This is a genomic window from Acidovorax sp. SRB_24 (assembly GCF_012931925.1).
On the sequence record NZ_MWOM01000122.1, the window covers coordinates 1 to 1,005 of the forward strand.

Annotated in this window: 1 pseudogene; it reads left to right on the forward strand. The window is 70.8% G+C overall.

The window, feature by feature from the left end:
- Window positions 1-750 (forward strand): annotated as a pseudogene (locus tag B2J89_RS20725) (DNA topoisomerase IB); the annotation flags it as partial.
- Window positions 751-1,005 lie beyond the last annotated feature (255 nt).

Sequence of the window (1,005 nt, forward strand, 5' to 3'; positions counted from 1 at the left end):
ACCTGCCTGCGCGTGGGCAACGAGGAGTACGCGGCCAGCAACCACTCGTACGGCCTGACCACGCTGCGCGCGCGCCACGCCGACGTGCGCGGCAGCACGCTGCGGCTGCGCTTTCGCGGCAAGAGCGGCGTGCCGCAGAGCGCCACGCTCGACGACCCGCGCGTGGCCCGCCTGGTGCGCCGCTGCCAGCAGCTGCCGGGGCAGGAGCTGTTCCAGTACGAGGACGCCGACGGCGCGCTGCACACGGTGGGCTCGGGCGATGTCAACGACTACCTGCGCAGCATCACCGAGCGCAGGCCGCGCAGCGCTGCTGGCGGCGACGGCGCGGGACTGCCGGCCGCCGCGCCGCCCGGCGCGGACAGCCCGCATTTCACGGCCAAGGACTTTCGCACCTGGCACGGCACGGTGCAGGCGCTGGAACTGACGCGCCTGGCCTGCACGCAAGCGGCCGCAGACGCCCAGGCCTGGACGGCGCGCCAGATTCTGGTCGAGGTGGCGCGCCAGCTGGGCAACACGCCGACGGTCTGCAAGAAGTCGTATGTGCACCCGGCCGTGCTGGAGCTGGGCGAGCGCCTGGCCTCGGATGCGGGGCCGGGCATGCAGCGGGTCTGGGAGCGCATCGGCGGCGCCGCGTCGCCGCGTGGGCTCAGCGCGGCGGAGCGGCGGCTGCTGGCGTTTTTGCGGCGGCCGGGGACGGGCAAGGCGGGGAAAGCGCCGGCGAAGCGGGGCAAGGGCGGGGCGCGCGGTTGAAGGGGTTTCCCTTTTGCTGCGCCTGCCTCTGTGTGCCAATTGCTCCTTTTTATATAGCTTCTGGCGCTGATGTGGTAATGGTTTGAAGCCATTTTGGCTTCGGTTCGGTGGCGGATGGTGGCGCTCGGGTCGCATTCCAGGGCTTGGATAGCGTGTGCGGGTTCTGCCGCTGCGCTGGTTGCCGGCTTGGGAGGCCGGGATGTGCGCCCGGCGGCGCAGTAACTTTCTTTCGCTTCGCCGAAAGAAAGTCACCAA